The organism is Roseateles terrae, assembly GCF_014192155.1.
Classification (GTDB): Bacteria; Pseudomonadota; Gammaproteobacteria; order Burkholderiales; family Burkholderiaceae_C; genus Roseateles; species Roseateles terrae.
In genome coordinates this window covers 78,063-99,107 of the sequence record NZ_JACHXO010000008.1, presented here as the reverse complement: position 1 = coordinate 99,107, position 21,045 = coordinate 78,063, and the positions used below count along the sequence as shown (strand labels likewise).

Sequence of the window (21,045 nt, the reverse complement as noted above, 5' to 3'; positions counted from 1 at the left end):
GAGATTGTGACCGCTCGCAAACGAGCGGGGCGCTCTCCGGCATTTGGGTGACAATGTTCGATCCGCCAATGAAAGCTTGGACAGCAGCGTGAACAGCGTGAGTGGCTTGGGCGACCGCCCATTCGGAAACCGGCCCGATCCGGCCGGCCGGGGAGCAGCGCACGGCAGAAGTGCCGGCGCCGGCGCCAGCCATGGTCCGCAGGGCACCTACGGACACAAGGGCCGCATCCTGGTGGTCGACGACGACCGGCTGGTGCTGGCCACGCTGACCCATGGCCTGGCCCAGGCCGGCTACGACGTGCTGGACGCTGACAACGGCGACGACGCCATCCTGATCGCCCGCCAGCAACGGCCCGATCTGGCGCTGCTGGACATCCGCATGGAAGGCATGAGCGGCTTTGATGTCGCCGGTTACCTGCGCGACTACCTGCAGATGCCCTTCATGTTCCTGTCCGCCTTTGCGGACGAGGCCACGGTGGCCAAGGTCAAGGAACTCGGCGCGCTGGCCTACCTGGTCAAGCCGCTGGACATTCACCAGATCGTGCCGGCGGTGGAAGCCGCCTTTGCGAATCGTCCGGCCCGCGGTGACGCGGAACCGGCCCCGGTGGCACCGGTCGAAAGCCAGGAGGCGCTCGACCGGGTCGAGGCCATGGCGCTGGGCATCCTGATGCATCGCTACTCGCTGACCCGCGCCCAGGCGCTGGCCCGGCTCGAGCGCATGGCGACCGAGCAGAAGATCAGCCCGGTGGATCAGGCGCAACGATTGATCGAAGCCGTCGAGCAACTGGCCCTGGGCGCCTGAGCGACCTTCCCGGGGTCGTCGCCTGAGGCCCCCCTTCAGGCCATCGGCAGGCTGAAATAGAACCGGGCGCCCTGCCCGATCTCGGATTCCGCCCAGATGTCGCCGCCATGCCGGCGCACGATCCGGCGCGCGGAGGCCAGGCCAACGCCGGTCCCCTGGAATTCACTCGCACTGTGCAGCCGCTGGAACACCCCAAACAGCCGGTCGGCAAAACGCATGTCAAAGCCGGCGCCGTTGTCGGAGATCACAAACACCTGCTCGCCGTCCCGGGTCATCGACTCGAATCGGATGGATGCCGCGGCCTGGCGGCTGCTGTACTTCCAGGCGTTACCCAGCAGATTCTCCAGCACCATGCGCAGCAGGGTCGGGTCCCCGATCACCCGCTGCCCGGGTTGCACAAAGGTCTCCACCTGGCGCTCCGGCGCCGAGCGGCGGAGTTCCTCCAGCACCATTGACGCCAGCAGCGACAGATCCACCGTCTCCTGCCGCAAGGTCTGGGAGGAGAGCTGCGACAGGGCGAGCAGCGCATCGATCATGCTGTGCATCCGGCCGGCCGCGCTGAGCACGCGGTCCAGATGGTCATTGCCGGCGCGGTCCAGCAGCCGGCCGTAGTCTTCCTTCAGGATGCGGGTGAAGCCCTCCACCACCCGCAAAGGCGCGCGCAGGTCGTGGGACACGGTGTAGCTGAAGGACGCCTGGTCCGCCCGCGCCTGCTCTGCCGCCCGCAGGGCCAGGGCCGCCGGCACCGTGTCCACCGCGCCTTGCGGCCACAGGCTGAGCAATTGGCCCTGCCCTTGCGGCACCGGCGTGAGGCACAGCCACCAGGCACCACAGGCGCTGCCGGACTGCAGATCCGGCTCCGCCAGGGCCTGGCGCAGTTCGTCGGGCAGGTGCTCCTCGCAGGCGCGCCAGAGCTGTCCCTTGACCTCGACGGCGCCGCCCATCATCTGCGCCGCCGCATCGTTGAAATCGATCAACCGCGTGCTGCCCCCATGGGTGCCATCACTGAGCAGCCAGGCTGGGCCTGGCAGGGCGTGCAGCCAGTCGGTGGTCAACAGCGGCAACGGCGCGCCGCCAGCGAGACTCGCAACACCGGTCCCGACCGGGACGACGCTCGCCGCCATGCCCCCCTTCGCAGCCACGCGCCCGGATCCCGCGGCGTCACCAGCCCCGGCGTCATCCGTCGTCGAATCGGGCGCTTCCAACCGCGCGGTCCCGAGATAACCATTGAAGTGACCGGTGGCGTCCATCACCGCCTGCCCCCGCAGTTCCCAGCAGCGGCCCTGGGCATCCCGCACCCGCCAGCCCTGGAACGACTGTCCGGCCGCCAGTGCAGTCGCCAGATCCAGGTCCGCGTCGGCAGCTTCGAATCGTTCCCACAAGGTCTGCGTGACCGCGCCGTGCAAGGGTCCGCCGACCCAGCTGGACGACGGCGCGCCCTGCGGCGCCTGCCAGCGCACCAGGTGATGCGCGGCATCCGTCTGCCATTGCCAGTCGGGAATGAGTTGACTGAGGAGATGAGATTGCTGACGCGATTCCCGCAGCAATTCACCGAATTGCGCCCGTGCCAACCGTACAGCCATATGCCAGGACACGGCTGCGACGAACATCATCAGCACGGCGCCCGCCACCAGGGCGGTCAGCACCAGGCCCGGTCCGGCCTGTTCCAGATTCAGGGCCACCAGGAGGACCAGAGCGAGCGCCGCCAGCCCCAAGGCCAGCGCCGCTCCCTTCCAAGGCCGACGGCGAACGACGGCTTCCCCCAACCTAGTCATGCTAGCCATTGTAGGCAGGCAACCTGGGGGCGCGGCGGCTGCCACCACCGTCTCATCAAAGTGAAGGACGTCTGTCACACGCCCAAAACCAAGGGCTTACCCCCATTTGCCGAACGGAGCACCCCAGATTTGCCGCTTTTTCGCACGTCCGAGGGCTTCGACTGACAGACAATGCACTGCGACCTTGCGTGAAACCATCACTGCAGATCCATCATTAAAAGATGTCACCAGACTCCACCCTGACGATGCCTTCGCGCCCGATGACCCCTTCTTCCGTGCTGGATGAGCAGGCCCTCGCCCGCCTGCGCGAATTGGATCCGGGTGGCAACAATCATTTGCTGGAACGTGTGGTGGGCGCCTTTCTGAAAGCGCTGGAGCAGCAGGAAGTCGTGCTGCGTCAGGGCTTGTCTGCGTCGGCCGATCTGTCCGCTGTGCGGCATGTGGCGCATACGCTGAAATCGGCTGCCGCCAGTCTGGGTGCGCTGGCACTGTCGCAATGCTGTGCCGAGATCGAAACGGCCGCCCGCGCGGGAGACACCCAACGGCTGCCCGCCCTGACCACCGGCGTGCTGGCGGAAATCGACGCCGCACGCCAGGCGATGCAGCGTCTGCTGTCCCCCACCCAATGAAAGGGGCGACGTGAAGGACAGCCTGCTGAACGAACGTCCGCGCGTCCTGTTGGTGGACGACGACCCGGTCAACCTGATGTTGATCGAAGCGGCCCTGCGCGAGCACGGCTTTGACGTGACCAGCATCCACAGCGGCGAAGAAGCGCTGGACCTGGTGACGCAATGGACACCCGAATTGATCGTGCTGGATGCGCTGATGCCGGGGCTGGACGGATTCCAGACCTGCGAGCGACTGCGCGCCCTGCCCGGTTTCGAAAATTCACCCATTCTGATGCTGACGGGGCTGGACGACGAAGCCTCGATCAATCGCGCCTATCAGGCGGGCGCCACCGACTTCTTCGTCAAGTCCACGCAATGGCGACTGCTGGCGGGACGGCTGCGTTACCTGCTGCGCAGCTCGCGCACCCGCATTGAACTGGAGCGCAGCAAGGCCAAGCTGGCCCGCGCCCAGGATCTCGCCCGCATGGGCAGTTTTGAATGGCAGACCGGCCAGGGATTCAAGCTGGCGAATGAGGCCCTGCGCGTGTTTGGGCGGAGCCCGACCGATCCGCTTGATTTCATTGGCGTGATGCGCATGGTGCCGCGAGAAGAGCGGCTGCTGTTCATGCGTCTGCTGCGCGATGTGGTGGCCCACAACTCGGTGCTGGTCACCGACCTGCCTTTCACGCTGCTGGACGGCCGTCAGCGCGTCATTCACATTGAAGCAGAGCCGGAGTTCAATGAACACGGCAATGCCTGCGGCTATACCGGCGTCATCCAGGATGTGACCGACCGGCGTATGGCCGAGGACCGCATCCGCCAATTGGCCAACTTTGACGCCCTGACCGGCCTGCCGAATCGCCGCCAGTTGATGTGGCGGGCCGAGCGGGCCATTGAGGCCGGTCGGCGCATGGGCCACGACGTCGGCCTGCTGCTGATCGACCTGGACCGGTTCAAGGTCATCAACGACACCCTGGGCCACGCGGCCGGTGATGAGCTGCTGATGGAGGTCGGCCGCCGGCTGCGCTCCTGCGTGCGCCATTCCGATCAGGTGATGGAAGGCATGCTGGAATCGGTGGGCACCCGGTCGCACCGGACGCTGGAAGCCGTGGGCCGCCTGGGCGGTGATGAATTCGTGGCCCTGCTGCCGGAAGTCAGCGATGAAGGCGATGCCGAGCGCGTCGCCGGGCGGGTGCTGGAAGCCCTGCGGGAACCGATCTTCATTGCAGGCCAGGAATGCTTTGTGACGGCCAGTGTGGGTATTGCGCTGTATCCGCGTGACGGCCTGACCATGGCCGACCTGATGCGCAATGCCGACGTGGCGATGTATGCGGTCAAAAACCAGGGCCGCAATGCGTCGGCGCTGTATTCGCCGATGCTGGCCGGCCGTGGCCGCGAGAAGCTGGAACTGGAATCGGCGCTGCACAAGGCCATTGAGCGCGACGAACTGGTGCTGCACTACCAGCCGAAGATCGACGTGCGCACCGCCCGGATGGTGGGCGCCGAAGCGCTGATGCGCTGGCGCCGTGGCAATACGCTGGTGCCGCCCGGCGAATTCATTCCGCTGGCGGAGGAGACCGGCCTGATCGTGCCGCTGTCCGAATGGGCGCTGCGGGAGGCGGCGCGTCAGGCCAAGGTCTGGCAGCTCAATTTCGGCTTCTCCGAGTCGATTGCGGTGAACCTGCCCAACCGGCTGTTTGAACGCTCCGATCTGGTGGAACACATTCACCAGTTCGTCAGTGCCTGGGGGGTGCCGCACCGCGCCATTCAGCTGGAGATCACTGAAACCGGCCTGATGAAGGATCTGCAGAGCGTCATTCCGGCGCTGCACCGTCTCAATGAGGTGGGCGTCGAGATTTCCATCGACGATTTCGGCACCGGCTATTCGTCCCTGGCCTACCTGACCACCCTGCCGATCTCGGAAGTGAAGATCGACCGCAGTTTTGTCCGGGATCTCGGTATTACGCCGCAGAGTTCCGCCGTGGTTACTGCGATCATTGCATTGGCCCGTTCGCTGGGCTTGCAGGTGATTGCTGAAGGCGTGGAGACCCTGCGCCAGATGGAAGTGCTCAGACGGCTGGATTGCAGCCTGATGCAGGGCTTCCTGTTCAGCAAACCGCTGCCCCCGGACGAGCTGGAGCGTTGGCTGGCGCAGACCGTGCTGCCTCGCAAGGCTCCCTGGATCCTTCCCTCGGCCGAAGCTGGCGAAGAATTGTCCCAACGCTGAATTCAAGTCTCACCGATGCCGCAGCAGCCCCCCGCACTGATTGCCAAGGCGGCCCTGCGCCGCCTGGCGCTGGACAAGCTGGAACCCACGCCGGAGAACTATGCGCGGGCCTATGCGCAGGAGGCCGGTGAACCCCAGCGCGATGGTGGCGCCCTGCCCGACCGGGCCCAGGCGCCCATCAGCCGCCTGCTGAGCCTGGCAGTGCCGGACCTGCAGGTCCGCACCGGTCTGGCCACCCAACTCAAGGAAGGTCGCTGGGACGAACTGCAGCGGGCGCTGGAAGCCCTGCAGCAGACCCATGGCGCCGGCGCCCAGGCTGAGCAGATGGCCCAGCTCATCGAGCGGTTGATGAAGGGGCTGGAGCGCGGCGGCCGGCAGTGGACGCTGGCGCGCAAGAAGGACGGCGTGCTGCGGGTGCTCGCCAGCAACCGCACCGATCCTCAGCGACTGATGCAGCGGCTGCGCCAGCTGGTGGGCAGTTGGGACAGCGACACCAGTGACGCCCGGGTGGAGACCCAGCCCGCTCCGCTGGATGACGGTCTGGACGATGATGACGACCGCGACGCCGGCACACCCAGCCAGTTCTTCACCGATGATGAAGTGGCGCAAGCGCCTGGAGACGGCGCGGCTGCTGCAGGGACCGACGCGCGTTATGGCGAACTGTCCAGCCTGCTGGGCAGCAACGGCCCGGGCGAAGCCCGTTGGCCGGATGTCGGCGCCAGCCTGAATGACACGGTGCAGCATGCCTTGCGCGGCGAAGACCCGCGCGCGCTTGCCCTGGTGGCCGAGCTGGACGCGGCCCTCGCCGAGATCCGCCGCGACGGCGCCACGCCTGCGCGTGCCGAAGCCATGGAAGCCCTGTGCGCGCGGGTACGCCGCTGGCTGGACCATCGCGACCATGCCTTCGTTGAGCTGGGCAAGCTGTGCGGCGCCCTCACCGACAGTCTGGCGGATCTGGCCGAAGACGATTCCTGGGCGCGCGGCCAGTGCGAAGTCATGGGCCAGACGCTGGCCCAGGGCCTGACCGCCCGCAGCGTGCGCTCGGTCAATGAGCTGCTGGTCAATACCCGCAGCCGCCAGGCCAGCCTGCGCGAGGAACGCGGCCGGGCGCGCGATGCCCTCAAGGGCCTGATCAACCGCATGCTGCAGGAGCTGGGCGAACTGGGCCAGCACACCGACCGCTTCAGCGACAGCGTCGGCAAATACGCCGAAGTCATCGAGAAGGCGGACACGCTGGAAAGCCTGGCGGGGGTGGTGCGCGAAATGGTGGAAGAAAGCCGCAGCGTGCAGTCCCTGGTGCAGCAGACCCAGGGCCGCCTGCGGGATGAACATGACCGCGCCAGCCAGCTGGCCGAGCGGGTGGAGGCGCTGGAAGGCGAACTGCGCAAGCTCTCGAACGAGGTGCAGACCGACCAGCTCACCCAGGTGGCCAACCGTCGCGGCCTGATCGCCGCCTTCGAGACCGAGCGAGCGAAGCTGGAACGGGAGCCGCGTCCGCTGGCCCTGGCGCTGCTGGACATCGACAACTTCAAGAAGCTCAATGACAGCCTCGGCCATGCAGCCGGCGATGAAGCGCTGAAGTCACTGGCGGCGCGGGTCTCCGGGCTGCTGCGGCCCGGGGACAAGGTGGGCCGCTGGGGGGGTGAGGAATTCGTGCTGATCCTGCCCGAGGCGCCGCTGGAAGAAGCACAGGCGGTGCTGCTGCGTCTGCAGCGGTCCCTGTCGGCCAGCCTCTTCATGCATGAAGGCCGCGACGTGTTCGTCACCTTCTCGGCGGGCGTCACGCTCTATCAGCAGGGCGAGACCCTGGAACACGCGCTGGACCGCGCCGACGAAGCGCTTTACGAAGCCAAACGCACCGGGAAGAACCGGGCCTGCGTGGCCTGACCCGAACACACGGGGCGCACAGGCCACTCAGGGTCGGTTTCAACGACCAGAGTGTCCGCATGATCAGCCCCGCGGTTGTGGTTCCCCTTGCTTGCCATCAGGGCGCGTCCCCTGATTCGTCGGCCTCCAGCTCGTCGAGCACGCTCAGCGCCCCCAGCCCCTCGCGCTGCGACAGTCCGGGCGGCCCCGAGCTGGACGTGGAAACGCTCTGGCAGCGCTACAACCAGCGCCCGTTCCCCGCGCCGCAGGGCGTGCATGACCTCTCCTCCGTTCTGTACGCATTGTTGACGGCCCTGCGCGATCGTGACGGCCCGTCGCAAGACCGCCAGCTGCATGAGATCGCGATGCTGCTGTCGCGCTGTTCCCGTCTGGTATTGCCGCCAGATCCCGGCATCCGGCAGATGGCCCACACCTGCCGCGCCCGGCTGAATGCCATGCTGGCCCGCGGGGGCACCGAAGGTTCACGAACACCCGGCGTGGAGGCCGCACTGGACGAATTCGCCGTCCACTTCAACAACGCACTGGGCGCCCCCGACGCGCAGGAACGTCCGGTGATGATCGTCAAGTCAGTCCCTCTGAAGGAGCCGCTGCTGACCTGCCGCGCCGCCGTGACGGGGCTGACACTGCGCACCCCGCAGCCGCTGATGGACACCCTGCTGGCCAGCACGCCGATGCCGAGCCCGCCGGTCCCCCGGGAGGGCGACCGGGTGCCCTGTCAGCCCCTGCTCTGTCTCAGCACCGCACGGGGTCGCCTGCGGATCGAAGTCACGCCGCAAGGCGACCGGGACTGGCGGGCGGATGGAAGCCGCCTGCGCGAAGCGTTGAACGGTCTCGACGGCACGCTGATGCTGTCGTTGGCTGCGGGTCGGTGTCTGGAGGATGCTCTGCATCACTTCAACCGCGGCGCGGACCCGCGCCTGCGGCTGACAATGGCGCCGGGCCTCTCCGATGCGATACGGAGGGCGGAGCTACAGGTGCAACCGGGGTCGTGCCAAGAGTGCATCCTGTGGTTCGACTATGCCGGGCTGGTCACGCCGGGCGCGCTCGACCAGCGGATCGATGGCCCCGGGGCCCTGGACCACCTCAACGCCTGCAGACGATTGGTCCAGGACGCTGCGCATGCCGAAGTGAATGAGCTGCTGCCCGACCTGCCTGCGCCCTACAACCAGTTTCGCGCCTCCCTGGTGCTGGGCTGCGCCGTCCAGCTCTGCCTCGAAGCCGCAGGGCGTTCGCGTACCCAGCCCACGGAGTTCGACTTCGTGGTGCCTGTGCACGAAGTGACCGCCCGGATGACTCCCACGGAGATCACGCTGCTGCAGGCGATTCTGGCCTCGCTGCGCTGGAAGATTGCAGGGCTGGACCTGTCCGCCATGGACCGTCCCGCCGTCTGGAAGCCGGCCCCCACATATGTCTCCATGGACCGGGGCAGTCCCATGGGCTGCGTGGTGGTGCGCACCTTTCCCACTCTCGCCGCGGCGCGCGCCGCCGCGCCCGAGCCGCAGGTCGATCCAGCGGACGACGGGTGGGGCGAGACCCTGCCCGCCCCGGTCCGCAGGCGGATGTCCGAAGAGTTCGGCGACGCGCTGTCCGAAGCGTTCGACCCCTCGATGACGGAAGGCCCGACGGAGGCGACGGCGCACTGGCTGGAGGACTGGAGCGACTGAACATGCAACGCGCCGGATGTGGCGGCCATGGCGCATGGCGTCTGTGAACGCTCTGTTCAAGCACGTCACTCATGATCGTTTCCACCGGTCCGAGCCCCCTGCATGATCAGCCCCGTTGTCCTCTCCGCAGCGTCCAGTCTTTGTCTCGACGAGGCGCCGCCACTTCCCCCGCGGAACGCTGCGCCCGGCCCCATGCCGCCGACACCCGCCGATGCCGCGGGCGCAGCGACGCAAGCCCCGCTGTCGCAACGGGAGGCCGACCGCCTCGAGGTGCACTACCGCACCTTCCATGATCCGCTGCCGGCCAACGTTCAGGATCTCGCGCCGCTGGTGTGGGACCTGTTCAAGGTGAAGCACTGGCCCGCGGGTGAAGCCCGGTTCCAGCATCTGCGCGACATCGCCATGACGATCTCCCGCAGCCCGCGCCTGCATCTCCCCGGCGACGAAGGGTTCCGACGGGTCGCCCGGGAGGTGGCACCGCACATGGAGGCGCTGCTCGACGACGACGGCCTCTTCCTGGGTCGCAGTCCGGGCGTGGCGGCCGCACTGAAGGAGTTCGACCAGCAGTGGACCGCGTGGCTGACTCAGAGCCATGTCGAATCCAGACCGGTGACCCTCATCAAGTCGGTGCCCATTCATGGCCCCTTCTCCGCGTCGACGGCCCTGGTGGCCGGTGTGACCCTGGGGGCCTGGCATCCGCCTGCCGGCACCTGCCTGGCCCGCAGTGCACCCCTCACCGGCGCAGCGTCGCAACCCCTGCTCACCCTGCGCAGCGAACCCGGCGGCATCCGCATGGAAAGCGCGCCCCAGACGCAGGCCCAGCTGACCGCTGCCGATGCCCAGGACTCCCCCTCCCCACTCGAACTGCACTTCTTCCTGTTGCAGGACGCTTTGGACGCGACGGTCAAAGGCGGAGGACATCTGCAGGAGGCGCTGGACCGCTTCAACCTCGATGCGGCGCCCGAATTCCAGCTGAAGGTCGGCCCCCGGCTTTGCGCGCCGGCCACCCACGCCGGACTGCAGGCGACCGACCGGTCGGCCGCGCTGTCCATGGCCTGGTTCGACTACCGCCTGCTGGCCGTCCCCAGTGAGCTGGACCGCCTGGTGACATCGCCCGCCGCTCAGCAGCGACTCGAGCTGTGCCGCCGGCTGGGGCGGGACATCACGGCCAGGGAAGTGAATCTGACGCGCAAGCATCACACGGGCCCGATGCCGCAGCTGCGAGACTGGCTGGTGGCCGGATGCGCGGTGCAGGTCTGTCTGGAAGACACCCAGCTGAAGCAACGCCGCGGCCAGCGGTTTGACTTCAAGGTGCCGGTTCATGAGGTCTATCGGCGGATGTCGCCGCTGGAGCAATCGCTGATGTCGCAGGTGCTGTGCGGCTTGCAGGCCTACCTGCCGGGCATGCGGCCGGCCCAGGATGTCATGTCGCCGCCCCTGCGCCATCACGCCGGCATGACCTACCTCTCCATGGAGGATGGTCAGCCGATGGCCTGCGCGGTGCTGCGGGACGACCGTCATGCCGACGCCGCCGACATTCACGACCCTGCCGCGTCGAGCGCCTCCGGCATGCACCCGGATCATCAAGCTTTGCTGGCGAACCTCGAAGCGGAGCCCCTGCGCGACTGGGACGACGAGTCGCCGGAGGGCAGCCCGGTCGGATACAGCGACCTGCCCGTCGGCCGGAGTGATGAGCTCACCTCCCGGTTTGCCGCCCACCAGATCGCGCGGGATGAGCGGCTGGCGCAGCTGCGCCACGAGCAGAGCATCGATGCGGCCATCCACATTCACCCACGCGCGCCAGAACCGTCGGCCCAGCGCTTCGAAGAACTGCGTCCGACCGCTGCCCCGCCATGGCTGAAGGCGCTGGTCGAAGGCGAGGCCCCGGACGCCGCCATGGGCGCCACCGGAGCGACCGTGGACCCTGCGCTGGTGTTGGATCGGGAGACGCAGGCGCTGTTTGCGCCCGAGTTCAGCACCGCCGTGGAGCAACTCCTGCACGACGTCCGCACGCCCCGGCGATGGACCGACTTCAGCGCCGACCTCGCACCGCGCCTGCTGGCGGATCTGGCTGCGTGGCCGGTCGGACGCACCCTGGACATCCATGATGCGCAGACAGGCGCCCTGATGTTCCGCTTCGGGGAGCCGATGGCGGACCGGGCGCCGGTCCGTGTGACCCGCTCGCCCCGGGGGGACCGGTATGCGACCGTGCAAGGCGCCGAGGTGCTCGCCATCCCACACGGCGGAGACGCGTTTTATGCGGCCGTGTTGGGCTCGATGGCGCCGCAGGAGCGGCTGTCGCTGCTCAAGGCCGCCGGATGCACCGAGTCATCCGCGCAGTGGCTGGGTGCTTCGGTCTTGAAGCTGCGGGAGTATCTGGCGCGTCATCTGGATCAACACCGGGAGGACTATCGCTCCAGCATTGTGCTGCACCAGTTCCTGGCGGGCTGAGCCGGCCCGCCGGCACCCGGGTCGCTCAGCGCAGCAGCGTTGTCCCCGCCTGCACGAAGCGGTCGGTTTCCGCATCGAAGTCCCACCGATGCACCTGCCACTGCGCGCCGAGGTCGATCAGATTGACCGAGTTGGGCACACCGCCCCGTACGCGCGTGCTCAACGCAGTGCCGGCCTGGACCGCCCACATCGGCCGGGCCAGCGCCGGCCAGCGTTCCCGCAGCGGCACCACAAACGGCAGATGGATGTGGCCGCCGACAATCAGATCAGCGCCCGCTTCCGCCCAGGCATGCACCGCCGCTTCGTGACCGTGCAGCAGGTTGTTCAGGTCGCTCTGACGGGTCACCGCCACCGGCTGATGGACTGCCACGACGCGGCAGCGCGCCTGATCCGCGGCACGCAGCCGCTCGGCCACCCGCGCGATCTGTTCCACCGACAGCTCGCCGTCCGTATGACGGTACCAGCGCGTGGTGTTCACCGCGACCACCTGGACGTCGCCATGGCGGAACTCACCGTCGAGGGCTGGCTGGAAATGCCGCTGGAATCGCCGGTAGGGATGCAGGCAGCGGCTCCAGAGGTCAAAGAGCGGAATGTCGTGATTGCCCGGAATGGCCAGCAGCGACTGGGGCGCGAGCCGGTCCAGGAAGGCACGGGCCGCGCGGAATTCCTGCACCCGCGCGCGCTGGGTGATGTCACCCGTCAGCAGCAGCAGATCGGGTGATTGCTCCCGCCAGAGCGCCTCCAGTGCGGCCACAACGGCCGGGCGCTCGGTCCCGAAGTGCGGATCACTGACCTGCAGCAGCACCGTCACGGAAGCGACCTTTCGGTCTCCGCCAGTGGGGCGTCGTCCCGCTGAGCCTGCTGAGCCGCACGCTCCGGCGCGAGCCCGCGCGGTCGCACCAGCATGAGCGGCTCTGGCGACACCTCAAAGGTCAGCGGCAGCTGCATCCAGACGATTTCGCCATCGGTGGCCACCTTCACCCGACGCGTGCCAAAACGGCGGGCGCGCACCGTCAGGCGCTTGAACGAGAAGTCGACCAGCGCGTCGGCTTCGCCCAGGCGGCCGAGCGCGCCGCGCAGCAGCAGCCCCAGCAGCGCCCAGCGGCCGACCGGCTTCAAGGCCACGCCGGCCAACCGGCCCCGATCGATGGCGCGCGATTCCGGCAGGCCCACCTGCTCCATCTGCAGCGCGTTGTTGCCGACAAACAGCGTGGGCGTGCGGAGTTCTTGCGGCGCATCCGGTGCGTCGGGCGCATCAAAGCGCAGGCGCAGCGAGCGATGGCCCTTGAGCAGCGTGGCAATGCCCGCCCCCAGCGCCACCAGCCGACTGCGGCCGATGCGCTGTTTCCAGCTTTCCCGGTCTTCCAGCAACTGCGGGTAGAGACCCACACTGGCATTGACGAGAAACGCTCGTCCATTGACCAGGCCCACCTGCACCGGCTGCGGCGACTCTTCCAGCAAGGTCTTCATCGCCTCGCGAATGTCGGCCGAAATTCCGTGGGTGCGGCTGAAGTAGTTGAAGGTGCCGCGCGGCAGGACCCCGTACGGGCAACCACTGCCGAGCGTGGCCTGGGCCACCGCGCTCAGGGTGCCGTCGCCCCCCGCCGCCACGACGATGCCACTGGCCGCCTTCGCCCGCCGCACCGCCTCTCGCGCCGTCTCCATCAGACGGTTGGGCGCGTCGACGCTGAGCAGGTCCGCCTGGCGGCCCTGGGCGGCGCAGGCGGATTCAATCTCACGGCGGACCTCCTCGCGGTCACCGCGACCGGAGGCCAGGTTGAAGACAACAAACAGAGGAGGACCCGCCATGTTCAACCTTCAGCCCGCGTTCATCCGGACTTCGCCGGATTCGCCGAGCTTCTTGGGCTGCTCGCCGGTGACGACCGCCTTCGCCATCTCGTACAGCTGCGTCAGCTTGCTGGCCTTCACATCCCAATAGTGGGCATGGGTGATCTTGACCTGCACCAACGCCACATCCGGATCGTCAATGCCCTTCGGGAACCAGGCTTCAGCCGCCTTGTTCCACAGCTTTTCCCGGCGCTGGCGATCCTCATTCAGCGACGCGCGACCGGACACCGACACGTAGCTGTCGCTGTCGGTATTGGCATAGCTGACGTTGACGACGGCATCGTTCTGGATGTCGGCCACCGGATCCCCGGAGCGGGACATGAAGAACCACAGCGTGTCATCCTCATCCACCGACCGGTTCTGGGTCGTCATCGGACGGGAATGCAGATGGCCGTTGGCATGCCGCGTGGTGAACATCGCGAAGCGGGTGTCCTTGATCAGATCCCACAACTTATGCCGACGATCGGCCTCGTTGGCGGGGGTGGTCGTGCTGGAAACAGACATGGTGTGAACTCCTGAAGACTTGACCGCTTTCTTGGCAAAGGGCGTGCCACTACCATCCGCGCAACTTTGCAGTACCGCTGGACGACCAGCCCCTCGGAATGAAGCGCTTTTGTATTGCCTTCGGACTTCTCGGTCTGATGCCGTGGCCCGCATGGGCGGCTGGCGGCCATCATGCGGTGGACGACGCCGCCATCCTGGAACCCGGTCAGTGTCAGCTGGAGTTGTGGCAGGAACGCACCGAACGCGGCGGTGCCACCCTCAATCACGTGGGGCCGGGGTGCCGGCTTGGCGCGCTGGAATGGGGACTGAATGTCGATCAGGTGCGGGTGCCCGGTGAAGGTCGCGAGACCTTCATCGGCCCCCAGGCCAAATGGGCCATGCCGATCAATGAATCGTGGAGTGCGGGGCTGTCCGCCGGCGCCACCTGGGACGCGGGCAGCGGCCATTACACCGCCAGCACCTGGGGCATCCCGGTGACCTGGCAGGTGACACCGACGCTGGCGGTGCATGGCCATCTGGGCATGGACCAGGTGGCCGGCGCCGGGTCGCATTCACGCCGCGGTCTTGCAGCTGAATGGGCACCGACGGCCCACTGGTCCCTGATCGGCGAACGCTTCGACGATCATGGGGCCCGCCACTGGCGCGGCGGGGTGCGTTATCTCTTCAATGAACGCGTGTCCCTGGACCTGAGCCGTGCGGCTCATCTCGGCTCAGAGACGCGCCCGTGGTGGGCGCTGGGTCTTAACTGGACATTCAGTCCAGGCGCACGTTGAGGCGCAGCCAGGTCAGCGTGCCCTGCGGACGGTTGCGGACCGAGAACTCCTGCATCGTCTTCAGGTCCACGCCCCAGTTGCCGCTCTCGGCGACATAGGCGATGACCGGGCCGGCCGACAGCGCCTGCACCTTGTTGTCGCCCGCGAGGCCGCCCTTGTCGGCGGTGAACTGCTTGAGCACATAGCCCTGCACGCCCAGCTGCCACTGGTCATTCAGGCGGTACATGCCGCTCCAGTCCGCATGCAGATACTGGCCAGACTTGATGCCGGTGTCGTCATTGCGGGTGTTGATGTTGTAGGTGGCGCGCAGGCCGACGGAGAAGCCGTTTTCCCAGGCGCGGGTGGCCACCAGCAGCGGCTTGAAGGTCCAGTACTTGCCAGAGCCGGTGTTGACCACGCGGTTCTTGTCGTAGTCCCCCAGCGGCGGGTTCATCGCCACACCGGCCACGATGCGCGATTCATCCTGGGCCCAGTCCAGGTAGGCGGAGACTTCCGGATCCGCCAGACCCGAATGGCTGCCCGAGCGCTGCGCGCTGGCGGTGGCCAGTGCACCGTTGACGCCGGTCACCACCGGCTGCGGCGTGCCAGCCGGCAGGGTCGTCGTGAGGTTCACATGGGTGGTCTGGTGGACCATCGGCAGCGCGGCGGAGAAGCCCAGGCGACCGTCCAGAATGATCTGGTCGGTGACGAAGGTCAGGCGCGGCACCAGCACATCGGCGCGCACGCTGCCCTCCACCCTCAGCGGCAAGGTGCCGACACCGGGGATGGTCGTGGTGGTGGTGGGGGTGTTGCCGCTGCCATCGCGCAGCTTCGTCGCTTCGTAATGCTGCGCCCAGATTTGGCCGTAAATCCCGGGGAACTGCGGCGTGGACAGTTCATAGGACGGGGCGCCCAGCAGGCCGCGGACCTGGCTGTTTTCAGTGGCAAAGGTGGCGCCAGCGGTCAGGCATAGCACAGCAGCCGCCAGAGCGCGGCAATGAAGCGTCGTCATAAAACCCTCGATGAAGTTGTTGTCTCAGTCTGTTGGCAGGTGCAAGCCGGGCCGCCCGCGGCACTGGGGCTTTTCACCTGTTGCGCTTGGAAGGCCGATGGCAACGGCCTTTGCGACGATGCGCATCATGCCGACCATCGGCCAAGTCCGGCGTGCCAAACGTCACAAGCCGTGTCAATTAGAGGTGCAACCCCACATCGCGGGGCTGTGCGAGAGGCGGCGCTTCCGATGTAATTCGCGGCGCCGCAACGCCGATGACATCGGTGAAGACGGCGATGCGCGCAGGTTCGGGTGAAGTCACAAGCCTGCGTTGCATCACAAGAACACGACATGAACGACCCCACGAGGAGCAGCCCTATGACCCGTCCTTCCTTCCGCCTTCTGAGCCTGGCCCTTGGCCTGGCTGCCCTGACCTCCACGGCCTTCGCCGAGGTCGATGTGGAAGGCTACAAGTTCCAGGACACCGAAGCCGTCTACGGCCAGAACCTTTTGCTCAACGGGGCTGCCACGTCGAGCATCCTCTCCACCCGTTCCACCGCCGTCGGTTTCTATCTGCCGAAGAAGCAGAACACGATGGAAGGCGCTGTGGCTGAGAAAGGTGTGAAGCGCATCCAGTTCTACATGCTGCGTGATGTCTCGGCACGCGACCTTTCCAATGCGATGCTGGACCGCATCCGTCAGAACGCCCAGGAAGAGTTTGCGAAGAACATCATCCAGACGTCGCAGCTGGGCATCGTCTTCGGCAGCCGCTCCAAGCTGCTCAAGGGCGAGCTCGTGACCATCGACTACGACCCGGCCAAGCGCACCACCACCTTCGCGGTGAACGGCCAGAAGACCGGCGACGCCATCGAAGGCGAGACCTTCTTCCCGATGATGATGAAGGTGTGGATCGGCCCGAAGGTGCGCGGCAGCACGCGTGATGGTCTGCTGGGTCTGGCACCGGCGAAGTGATGGCCGGTGGGGCGCGAGGCGCGAGACGCGCTATTGCAGCCAGGCCTTCAATGCATGCAGCAGCAGCCCGATGGCACCGCCCACCAGCGTGCCATTGAGGCGAATGAACTGCAGGTCGCGGCCCACGCTCAGCTCGATCTGACGCACCAGGCTGCGATCGTCCCAGGCCTTCATCGTGGTGGCGATGTGATCGGTGACGCCGCCGCGCAGGCGCGTCACCAGATGACCCGCCATCGATAGCAGGTGGTCATTGATCGCCTGCGTCAGGCCTTCATCGTGCGCCATGCGCTGCGACAGTGCATGGAGCGACTGCACCAGATGGCGCAGCAGTGCGGAGTCGTCACGGCGGATGTCGGCTTCGATGCCGGCCCGCAGCTCGAGCCATAGACCGTCCAGATAGGCGCGGACATCGGGGCTCTGCACGACCCGGTCCTTCAGCGCATTGATGTCCTGCGCGAATTTCTCATCGTCGCGCAGGCGCTGGATGAAGTCGTGGATCCACACGTCGAACTCACGCCGCACCTGATGGTCCGGCTGCGACAGTGCTTCCTGCACTTCTTCCACCAGTTGCAGCGCCAGCTTGTCCGACAGGCTGTCGGCCATCTTGTCGACGCTGGACAAGGCGTCCACCACCGACGTCACCTTGGGCCACTGCGCCCGAGAGAACTTCACCAGCCGCGCCGCCACCAGCGTGCGCACCTCCGGCGTGGCCAGATAGTCACGCAGCTTCTCCAGCGCCCCATCGAGCACCTGCTGATGCCGGCCCGCATCGGTCAGCACATCCAGCACGCCGGCCGCGGTGGCTGTGGCATTCCACGACATCGCGCGCCTGAGCAGGAACTCGCCCAGTGCACGCCGCACCGATTCTTCATTCAGCAGCGACAGCGCTTCCAGCGCCATGCTCCGCGCCGAGCTGGCCACCTGCGCCTGATGCTCGGCGGAGGCCAGCCACTCCCCCAGCCGCTGCGCCGGATTGAAGCGCTCCAGCTTGGCCAGCAGCACATCGGGATGGAGGAAGTTGTCGCGCACGAAGCTGGCGAGGCTGTCCGCAATGCGATGCTTGCCTTGCGGGATCAGCGCGGTGTGGGGAATCGGCAGGCCCAGGGGATGCCGGAACAGCGCGGTGACGGCAAACCAGTCTGCCAACCCGCCGACGGTCGCCGCCTCGCAGAAGGACTGGAACCAGCCCCAGCCGCCCTGCCCGCCCATCGCCACACTCACACCGAGTCCGGACAGGGACAGGCCCAGCGCACCGAGGGCGACACCCTGCATGCGCCGCAGGTCCCGCAGGCGCTGCGCGGGATCGGTCATTCGCGAGCCTCCACTCAAAAGCCGAAGGCGAGCCGCAGGCCGCCCCAGTGGCGGCCGGCCACGGTGATCGGCGCCGAGGCTTCCTTGAGCAGCACAAACTGGCCCCCGCCCATGTCGCGGCGGTAGGTCTGCAGCAGGAAGGGTCGCTGGTTGCGCGCCGAAGCCAGGCCGGTGCGGTCATTGAAGATGCGTCGGTACCGGCTGTTGGCGGTATTCCAGGCGGTCTCGCCCGCCCGCTGCGGATGGCAGTAACGGCGGTTGTGGGTGGCCACATAGCCGTTGCGGTCCACTGCGATGCAGAACACCACCTTGTCCGAGAAGGTCAGCATGCGTTCCTGCACCGCAGGGAAGAGCTGATCCGCCAGCTCGGTGAAGCGGGTGCGGAACTGCTGCGGATCGGTGCCGGACATCGGCTGGTATTGCTCGTCGAACAGCGCGCTGGCGTCAATGCGCCGGGCCGAGAGCGCCTGCTCCAGCAAGGCGCTGATCTCGGCCGCAGCCTGCTGCGCCGCTTCGATGTACGGGGAATCGTCCACCGCCACCCCGCTGGAGGCGATCTGCTCGATCATCTGTTCGGACAGGCGCAGGAAACGGTCACTGCAGGCAAATGCGGATTCGAGCTTTTGCATCGCCTGCTGAATCTCCTGGCCCAGCACGCCGGAACGTTCGGCCAGCTGTTGCGTCGTCAGCTGGCTTTGCTGCGCGGAGCGGGAGATCAGATCGACATCGGTTTCCACATCGGCGAAGGCGCGGTGGATGGTGCTTTGCGCCACCCCGTCCGCACCGCCATTGGCATGCAGCTCGCGGCTGAAGGCCTCAATGCGGGTGTCGAGCGTGCCGACGGTGCCCATGATGGCCTTGGACGACGCTTCCACCTGCGCGGCCAGATCCTTCACCGCATCGGCCACCACACCGAAACCGCGTCCGGCCTCGCCGGCGCGCCTGGCTTCAACCGAAGCATTGAAGGCGACGAGGCGCGTCTGCAGCGCAATGCGGGTGATGTCGGACGCCGCATCGGAGACCTGCCGCAGCGTCGCGACGATGCCGCCCACCTCATCCCCCACGCCCGCCAGTGCGACCCGAGCGCGGGCCACCGCTTCACGCGTCTGGGAAGTGGATTGGTTGATGGCGTCCTGCGCATGCCGGACCTGGTCCAGCTCGCTGCCCAGCGCCTGCATGGCCTGGGCCTGGGACAGCACGACCTTCTGTGTGTCTTCCAGCAAGCCGCGCACTTCGGCGGCGTCGCGGCCCAGACGGGACACGCCGCCGGATAGCTCACGCACCACCCGGGTGGTCTGATTGGATTCGTTGCTGCTGCCTGCGGCCGTACCGGGTACGGCCCTGCTCGCGTCAGGCGTGGAGCCGTCTTTCGGTCCACGCCGGCGCCATGTCTCCCACATCGCCGCTCCTTATGGCTCCCGGGCCGCCCAGGGTGAGCGGCCTATGCAGGAGCTGTTGGGGCTGGTTGCCGCCGGTCCGGCGACACGGCAAGCCACACGCCCGGGGGCGTCGTCTTTGCGGTCAGCCCCTGCGGCCTCTTTTACCAGTCGCGCAGCTTGACGCGCAAGCGGGCAATCGCCTGACTGTGCAACTGGCACACGCGGGATTCGGTCACCTTCAACACCGCAGCGATTTCCTTGAGGTTCATGTCGTGCTCGTAATACATCGACATGACGTAGCCTTCCCGCTCGGGCAGGTTCTTGATCGCCTCCACCAGCGCTTCGCGCATGCGGTGGTCGCGCAGCATGCTCATCGGGTCGGCCGTGTCGTCGCCGACATGCCGGTCCAGATAATCGTCGCTGTCGTCGTCGCCGGAGATGTCCTCCAGATACACCAGCTGCGTGCCGCGCACCTTGGAGAGCATGTCCTGGTATTCCCCCAGGCTGATGCCCATCTCTTCGGCGATTTCCGATTCCTGCGGCGCACGGCCGAGCTTCTGCTCCAGCTTGTGCACCGCGGATTCGATCGAGCGCTGCTGACGGCGGCTGCCGCGGCTCATCCAGTCGGAGCCCCGCAGTTCGTCGAGCATGGCGCCGCGAATGCGCTGGGTGGCGAAGGTCTCGAACTGCACGCCCTGCGCGGTGTCGAAGCGCGACAGCGCATCGGTCAGGCCGATGAGACCGACCTGGATCAGGTCATCCAGTTCCACATTGGCCGGCAGCTTGGCAATCATCTGATGCGCCAGGCGGCGCACCAGCGGGCTGTACTGGCGGATCAGGGTGTTGTTGTCGAGTTGGCCCTTGGCGGTATACATGCTTGTCTCCAAGACCCGGATACTCAGTGGGACGACACCTGCGCACGGGTGGCAGGCGGTTGCCACATCGGACGCGGACGCAGCGGCATGGCTTCGGCGGCGCTGTCCAGCGCGGCGCCCGGCACCGAAGCCAGCAGCAGTTCCCGCGCCATGTGGCGAAGTTCAGGGCTCAGCGGCGCGGAGACCGGCTGCTTGGGATCCAGGCAGCTCCATTCCCGCAGCACCGCTCCGAGGAAACCATCCCCGCAGCTGGAGAGCTGCTGGGCAATGCGCTCGGCCAGACGCAGCTGCGGCGAGCAGGCCAGCAGCAGGCTGTAGACCATCAGGCCGGCGCGCTGCGTCAGCCATTTCATGCCCGCGTAGGCATGGGTGACGCTCTGTACATCGGTATCGGCCAGCAGCACCGGCCGCACTTCGCGCGACACCAGCACCCGGGAGAGCTCCGCCGCGCTGGCATGCAACAGCACGACATCGGCAAAGGGCGCCGCATCGGTCACGGCTTCCAGGAACTGGGCGGCGGAGCCGTTGGCGTTGACATACCGCATCGGCAGACCCCGCGCGGCCAGGAAGGACACCCGGGCCGACAGCGGCTCGACACAGGCGGCGAGATCGACCGCGGCGAGTTCGGAGGCGGCCACCGCCTGTTCACCGGCATCCACCACCAGCGTGTGCAGGCCCAGTTCGCCAAACGCGGCGCACAGGCCTTCCAGCAGCGCACCGCTGCCCACCACATGCGGGTTGCTCACCACCGGCACCACGCGGACGCGGGCGGTGGCAAACAGTCGGCGCAGGCCGTCGGCCTGGTCCTTGGGCGCATTGCTGAGGCTCATCGGGTCGCGCATGGGCTGCTCTGTGTTGGGTCTGATCCGTTACCGGAAGTGTCGCTGTGAGTGCCGTCTCCCCAGACTGCATTGAACGGGGAAAACACCCTGCTTTTCAAGTCCATCCCCCGGACACCCGGAGGGCGTTTGCGCACTTGTGCCAGCGGCGGTGTCCCCG

At 67.1% G+C, this 21,045-nt stretch carries 17 protein-coding genes; 8 read left to right on the top strand and 9 right to left on the bottom strand.

Annotated features, from left to right (window positions below):
• Positions 1 to 88: 88 nt before the first annotated feature.
• Positions 89 to 802, top strand: coding sequence for an ANTAR domain-containing response regulator (locus FHS28_RS19785; RefSeq protein ID WP_310736828.1), 714 nt, complete (start codon positions 89 to 91; stop codon positions 800 to 802).
• A 35-nt stretch (positions 803 to 837) separates the two neighbouring features.
• On the opposite strand, the gene FHS28_RS19780 is transcribed toward FHS28_RS19785, so the two are convergent.
• Positions 838 to 2,577: a sensor histidine kinase gene (locus tag FHS28_RS19780; protein ID WP_184295268.1), complete on the bottom strand. Its 1,740-nt coding sequence runs from the start codon at positions 2,575 to 2,577 to the stop codon at positions 838 to 840.
• A gap of 260 nt (positions 2,578 to 2,837) precedes the next feature.
• On the opposite strand from FHS28_RS19780, the gene FHS28_RS19775 reads away from it, so the two are divergent.
• From FHS28_RS19775 to FHS28_RS19755, 5 genes are all read left to right on the top strand, one after another.
• The gene (locus FHS28_RS19775; protein WP_184295265.1) at positions 2,838 to 3,206 is read left to right on the top strand and encodes an Hpt domain-containing protein; all 369 of its coding nucleotides are present in this window, start codon (positions 2,838 to 2,840) and stop codon (positions 3,204 to 3,206) included.
• 10 nt (positions 3,207 to 3,216) lie between these two features.
• Positions 3,217 to 5,412 (top strand): putative bifunctional diguanylate cyclase/phosphodiesterase, encoded by a 2,196-nt coding sequence (locus FHS28_RS19770; protein WP_310736827.1) that lies wholly within the window; start codon positions 3,217 to 3,219, stop codon positions 5,410 to 5,412.
• A 15-nt stretch (positions 5,413 to 5,427) separates the two neighbouring features.
• Positions 5,428 to 7,299 carry a GGDEF domain-containing protein gene (locus FHS28_RS19765; RefSeq protein WP_088453562.1) on the top strand — a complete coding sequence of 624 codons (1,872 nt, stop codon included), beginning with the start codon at positions 5,428 to 5,430 and terminating at the stop codon, positions 7,297 to 7,299.
• A 59-nt stretch (positions 7,300 to 7,358) separates the two neighbouring features.
• On the top strand, positions 7,359 to 8,963 hold the full coding sequence (locus FHS28_RS19760) for a hypothetical protein (protein WP_088453561.1): 1,605 nt from the start codon (positions 7,359 to 7,361) through the stop codon (positions 8,961 to 8,963).
• 192 nt (positions 8,964 to 9,155) lie between these two features.
• Positions 9,156 to 11,414 carry a hypothetical protein gene (locus FHS28_RS19755; protein ID WP_088453560.1) on the top strand — a complete coding sequence of 753 codons (2,259 nt, stop codon included), beginning with the start codon at positions 9,156 to 9,158 and terminating at the stop codon, positions 11,412 to 11,414.
• 25 nt (positions 11,415 to 11,439) lie between these two features.
• Here the strand turns inward: FHS28_RS19755 and FHS28_RS19750 are convergent, their stop codons facing one another.
• From FHS28_RS19750 to FHS28_RS19740, 3 genes are read right to left on the bottom strand one after another with little or no spacing between them, the layout of a single operon-like run.
• Complete coding sequence (locus tag FHS28_RS19750; RefSeq protein ID WP_088453559.1) at positions 11,440 to 12,225, bottom strand: metallophosphoesterase family protein; 786 nt, start codon at positions 12,223 to 12,225, stop codon at positions 11,440 to 11,442.
• Positions 12,222 to 13,223, bottom strand: a complete 1,002-nt coding sequence (locus FHS28_RS19745; RefSeq protein WP_088453558.1) for a diacylglycerol/lipid kinase family protein — start codon at positions 13,221 to 13,223, stop codon at positions 12,222 to 12,224. Before FHS28_RS19745 ends, FHS28_RS19750 begins: the two co-directional genes overlap by 4 nt.
• Positions 13,224 to 13,232: 9 nt before the next feature.
• Positions 13,233 to 13,766: a pyridoxamine 5'-phosphate oxidase family protein gene (locus tag FHS28_RS19740; protein WP_088453557.1), complete on the bottom strand. Its 534-nt coding sequence runs from the start codon at positions 13,764 to 13,766 to the stop codon at positions 13,233 to 13,235.
• Between the two features lie 98 nt (positions 13,767 to 13,864).
• Here FHS28_RS19740 and FHS28_RS19735 point away from each other — a divergent pair, with 98 nt between their 5' ends.
• Positions 13,865 to 14,539, top strand: coding sequence for a PA4824 family protein (locus tag FHS28_RS19735; RefSeq protein WP_184295262.1), 675 nt, complete (start codon positions 13,865 to 13,867; stop codon positions 14,537 to 14,539).
• Here the strand turns inward: FHS28_RS19735 and FHS28_RS19730 are convergent.
• The gene (locus FHS28_RS19730) at positions 14,520 to 15,530 is read right to left on the bottom strand and encodes a SphA family protein (RefSeq protein WP_088453555.1); all 1,011 of its coding nucleotides are present in this window, start codon (positions 15,528 to 15,530) and stop codon (positions 14,520 to 14,522) included. The genes FHS28_RS19735 and FHS28_RS19730 overlap by 20 nt on opposite strands.
• A gap of 357 nt (positions 15,531 to 15,887) precedes the next feature.
• Here FHS28_RS19730 and FHS28_RS19725 point away from each other — a divergent pair, with 357 nt between their 5' ends.
• The gene (locus tag FHS28_RS19725) at positions 15,888 to 16,481 is read left to right on the top strand and encodes a chalcone isomerase family protein (RefSeq protein WP_184295258.1); all 594 of its coding nucleotides are present in this window, start codon (positions 15,888 to 15,890) and stop codon (positions 16,479 to 16,481) included.
• A 30-nt stretch (positions 16,482 to 16,511) separates the two neighbouring features.
• On the opposite strand, the gene FHS28_RS19720 is transcribed toward FHS28_RS19725, so the two are convergent.
• The 4 genes from FHS28_RS19720 to FHS28_RS19705 all read right to left on the bottom strand — a co-directional run bounded on the left by FHS28_RS19720 (position 16,512) and on the right by FHS28_RS19705 (position 20,888).
• A complete protein-coding gene (locus tag FHS28_RS19720) occupies positions 16,512 to 17,792 on the bottom strand; it encodes a DUF445 domain-containing protein (RefSeq protein ID WP_088453553.1) in 1,281 nt (426 codons plus the stop codon).
• 14 nt (positions 17,793 to 17,806) lie between these two features.
• A complete protein-coding gene (locus FHS28_RS19715; protein ID WP_088453552.1) occupies positions 17,807 to 19,192 on the bottom strand; it encodes a methyl-accepting chemotaxis protein in 1,386 nt (461 codons plus the stop codon).
• Positions 19,193 to 19,332: 140 nt separating this feature from the next.
• Positions 19,333 to 20,046, bottom strand: coding sequence for an RNA polymerase sigma factor FliA (locus tag FHS28_RS19710; RefSeq protein WP_088453551.1), 714 nt, complete (start codon positions 20,044 to 20,046; stop codon positions 19,333 to 19,335).
• Positions 20,047 to 20,069: 23 nt separating this feature from the next.
• Complete coding sequence (locus FHS28_RS19705; protein ID WP_088453550.1) at positions 20,070 to 20,888, bottom strand: MinD/ParA family ATP-binding protein; 819 nt, start codon at positions 20,886 to 20,888, stop codon at positions 20,070 to 20,072.
• Positions 20,889 to 21,045: the final 157 nt, after the last annotated feature.

What these genes read in the sequence shown, in the direction of transcription:
- FHS28_RS19780 (WP_184295268.1), bottom strand. Translation starts at nt 2,577, where the DNA reads ATGACTAGGTTGGGGGAAGCCGTCGTTCGCCGTCGGCCTTGGAAGGGA.
- FHS28_RS19775 (WP_184295265.1), top strand. Translation starts at nt 2,838, where the DNA reads ATGACCCCTTCTTCCGTGCTGGATGAGCAGGCCCTCGCCCGCCTGCGC.
- FHS28_RS19765 (WP_088453562.1), top strand. Translation starts at nt 5,428, where the DNA reads ATGCCGCAGCAGCCCCCCGCACTGATTGCCAAGGCGGCCCTGCGCCGC.
- FHS28_RS19760 (WP_088453561.1), top strand. Translation starts at nt 7,359, where the DNA reads ATGATCAGCCCCGCGGTTGTGGTTCCCCTTGCTTGCCATCAGGGCGCG.
- FHS28_RS19755 (WP_088453560.1), top strand. Translation starts at nt 9,156, where the DNA reads ATGCCGCCGACACCCGCCGATGCCGCGGGCGCAGCGACGCAAGCCCCG.
- FHS28_RS19745 (WP_088453558.1), bottom strand. Translation starts at nt 13,223, where the DNA reads ATGGCGGGTCCTCCTCTGTTTGTTGTCTTCAACCTGGCCTCCGGTCGC.
- FHS28_RS19740 (WP_088453557.1), bottom strand. Translation starts at nt 13,766, where the DNA reads ATGTCTGTTTCCAGCACGACCACCCCCGCCAACGAGGCCGATCGTCGG.
- FHS28_RS19735 (WP_184295262.1), top strand. Translation starts at nt 13,865, where the DNA reads ATGAAGCGCTTTTGTATTGCCTTCGGACTTCTCGGTCTGATGCCGTGG.
- FHS28_RS19730 (WP_088453555.1), bottom strand. Translation starts at nt 15,530, where the DNA reads ATGACGACGCTTCATTGCCGCGCTCTGGCGGCTGCTGTGCTATGCCTG.
- FHS28_RS19725 (WP_184295258.1), top strand. Translation starts at nt 15,888, where the DNA reads ATGACCCGTCCTTCCTTCCGCCTTCTGAGCCTGGCCCTTGGCCTGGCT.
- FHS28_RS19720 (WP_088453553.1), bottom strand. Translation starts at nt 17,792, where the DNA reads ATGACCGATCCCGCGCAGCGCCTGCGGGACCTGCGGCGCATGCAGGGT.
- FHS28_RS19715 (WP_088453552.1), bottom strand. Translation starts at nt 19,192, where the DNA reads ATGTGGGAGACATGGCGCCGGCGTGGACCGAAAGACGGCTCCACGCCT.
- FHS28_RS19710 (WP_088453551.1), bottom strand. Translation starts at nt 20,046, where the DNA reads ATGTATACCGCCAAGGGCCAACTCGACAACAACACCCTGATCCGCCAG.
- FHS28_RS19705 (WP_088453550.1), bottom strand. Translation starts at nt 20,888, where the DNA reads ATGCGCGACCCGATGAGCCTCAGCAATGCGCCCAAGGACCAGGCCGAC.